This window comes from Microbispora sp. NPDC004025, assembly GCF_053604425.1.
This window is the reverse complement of the sequence record NZ_JBSGHN010000039.1, coordinates 1-3,150: the sequence shown is the minus strand read 5'-3', so window position 1 is coordinate 3,150 and position 3,150 is coordinate 1. Positions and strand designations below refer to the sequence as shown.

The window sequence follows — 3,150 nt, the reverse complement described above, 5'->3', positions numbered from 1 at the left end:
CACCGCCCACGCCCACACCCACGGCACCCCCGTCGACTGGGCCACCCTCCACCACCCCGCCACCACCATCGACCTGCCCACCTACCCCTTCCAGCGGCGCAGGCACTGGGTCAGCCCGCCGAAGCCCGCCCAGGCAGGGCCGTACGACGCCGGGAAGGCGCGTTTCTGGGACATCGTCGGCCGTGGCGACGTGGACGCGCTGGTCGCCGCGCTGGGGCCGGAGGCCGAGCGCGTCCGGCGGTCCCTGGGTGAGGCCCTGCCGATCCTGACCTCGTGGCACGCGGCACGCGACGCCCGGGCCACGCTCGACTCGTGGCGGTATCGCATCGCCTGGCGGCCCGTGCAGGAGCCCGCGCCGGGGTCCGGGGGCCGCTGGCTGGTGATCCGTACCAGGGCGGCGGAACCGGCCGCCACCTGGGCGGGGTCCCTGCGGCACGCGCTGGAGGAGCGGAACGCCGAGGTGACGGAGGCCGTCGTCGACGGGACGGCCGACCGGGACGCCCTGGTGGCGTCGCTCGCGTCCGTGCCGGCCGGTGTGTCGTTCACCGGCGTCGTGTCCCTGCTCGCCCTGGACGACACCGCGTACGCAGGCCGGGACGTCGCGCTCGTCCAGGCGCTGGACGCGGCGGGGATCGGCGGCCCGCTGTGGCTCACGACGAGCGGCGCGGTCGCGGCGGCGCCGTCCGACCGGGTGCCGCATCCGGCCGGGGCGTTCGCATGGGGCCTGGGCGGGGTGATCGCCGCCGAGAGGCCCGAGCGGTGGGGCGGGATCGTGGACCTGCCGCCGCTGCACGGGTCACCGCCCGACGCGCGGAGCACCCTGTACGCGGTGACCGCGCTGACCGGACGGCACGGCGAGCCGGAACTCGCGGTGCGCGCCTCGGGACTCCTCACGCGCAGGCTTGTCCCCGCACCGAGCCGGGACGCGGCACCCGCGCAGTGGTCGCCTCCGGGCACGGTGCTCGTCACGGGCGGCACGGGCGCTCTCGGCGCTCACGTCGCCCGTCGGCTGGCCGGGCGCGGGGTCCCGCACCTGCTGCTGGTCAGCCGGCGTGGGCTCAACGCCCCCGGAGCGGAGGATCTGCGGGCCGAGCTCACCGCGCTCGGCACCCGGGTGACGGTCGCCGCGGGCGACGTCGCCGACCGGGACTCTCTCGCCGCCGTGCTCACGGCCGTGCCGCCGGAGCATCCGCTGACCGCCGTGGTCCACACGGCCGCCGTGCTCGACGACGGCCTGCTCGAGTCGCTCACGCCGGAAAGGCTGGCCGCCGTACACCGGGTGAAGGTGGGCGGCGCGCTCGCCCTGCACGAGCTGACGCGGGATCTGCCGCTGACGGCGTTCGTGCTGTTCTCGTCGGTCACCGGCCTGATCGGGAGCGCCGGCCAGGGCAACTACGCGCCGGGCAACGCCGTCCTCGACGCCCTCGCCGAGCACCGCCGGGCGCTCGGCCTGCCCGCCACCTCGATCGCCTGGGGCCACTGGGACGGCGCGGGCATCGCCGGTCCCGGAGCCCGGGAGGGACTGCGGCGCGGCGGCTTGGCGCCCATGACGCCCGACCTGGCGGTGTCGGCACTGGAGGAGGCGGTGGCGCAGGGTGAGACCCGGCTGGTCGTCGCCCGCGCGGACTGGGCCACGGTCGTCGGCCTGCAGCCTCGTCCCCTGCTCGCCGAGCTGCCCGAGGCCCGCGCGGCGGCGGCCGAGTCGGCGCGGACATCGGACGAGGAGCCGGACCTCCTCGGGCGGCTGGCGAGACTGCCCGAGCCCGAGCGCCGGCAGACGCTGCGGAAACTGGTGCGTACGGAGATCGCCGACGTGCTCGGGTACGCCTCGGCGGCCGAGGTGGACGACGACCGCGGCTTCCGCGACCAGGGGTTCACCTCGCTGTCGGCCGTGGAACTGCGCAACCGGCTCACCCGGCTCACCGGGACGGCGCTGCCGAGCACGCTCGTGTTCGACTACCCCACACCCGCCGGACTCGTGGGCCACCTGCTCCACCTGCTGCTACCCGATTCCGAGCCGCCCCTCGCCACCCTGCTCGCCAAGCTGGACGAGCTGGAGACGCTGCTCGGCGAGGCGGTCGCCCCGCCCGATCGGGAGGCCGTGACGGAACGGCTGCGGCGGCTGGTGGAGGCCACGCCCGCCGAGCGTCCGGCAGCGACCGCCGACCTGTCCTCGGCCTCCGACGACGAGCTCATCGCGTTCATCAGCGACGAACTCGGCATCTCCTGACCTCTCCCGTGCCCCACCCCGTGCCCCATGGAAGGCGGACCTGTGAGCGACGACCAGATCCGGCGTCTCCTCCGACGCGTGACGGAGGAACTGCACAAGACGCGTGAAGAACTGCGGGACGTCCGGGACGAGCAACGCGAGCCGATCGCGATCGTGGGCATGGGCTGTCGCCTGCCCGGCGGGGTGGCCTCACCGGAGGACCTGTGGGACCTGGTCGCCGAAGGCCGCGACGCCGTCACCGAGTTCCCCGCCGACCGCGGCTGGGACCTGGACTCCCTGTACCACCCCGACCCCGACCACCCCGGCACCTCCTACACCCGCCACGGCGGCTTCCTCGACGACGTCGCCGGCTTCGACGCCGACTTCTTCGGCATCTCCCGCCGCGAAGCCCTCGCCAGCGACCCCCAGCAACGCCTCCTGCTCGAAGTCGCCTGGGAAACCTTCGAACGCGCCGGCATCGACCCCGCCCAGCTAAAGGGCAGCCGCACGGGAGTCTTCACCGGGACCAACGGACAGGACTACGCCAAGTCGTCGGGCCCAGCACCGGAGGAGGTCGAGGGCTACCTGATCACGGGCACGGCGGCCAGCGTGCTGTCGGGGCGGATCGCCTACACCTTCGGGTTCGAGGGCCCGGCGGTGACGGTGGACACGGCCTGCTCGTCGTCGCTGGTCGCCCTGCACCTGGCCGTACGGTCGCTGCGCACCGGCGAGTCGGACCTGGCCCTGGCCGGCGGGGTCACACTCATGACGTCGCCGAGCACGTTCGTCGAGTTCTCCCGGCAGCGCGGTCTCTCGCCGGACGGGCGGTGCAGGGCGTTTTCCGCCTCGGCGGACGGCACGGGCTGGGCCGAGGGCGTCGGGCTGCTGCTGGTCGAGCGCCTGTCCGACGCCCGCCGCCTGGGGCATCGGGTGCTGGCCGT

The 3,150-nt window shown here is 75.0% G+C and carries 2 protein-coding genes; both read left to right on the top strand.

Annotated features, from left to right (window positions below; translation table 11 throughout):
• Positions 1–2,230 (top strand): SDR family NAD(P)-dependent oxidoreductase (locus tag ACWEQG_RS38965; protein WP_452292675.1); only part of this gene is annotated, 2,230 nt, incomplete at its 5' end.
• 27 nt (positions 2,231–2,257) lie between these two features.
• Positions 2,258–3,150 (top strand): beta-ketoacyl synthase N-terminal-like domain-containing protein (locus tag ACWEQG_RS38960; RefSeq protein WP_452292673.1); only part of this gene is annotated, 893 nt, incomplete at its 3' end.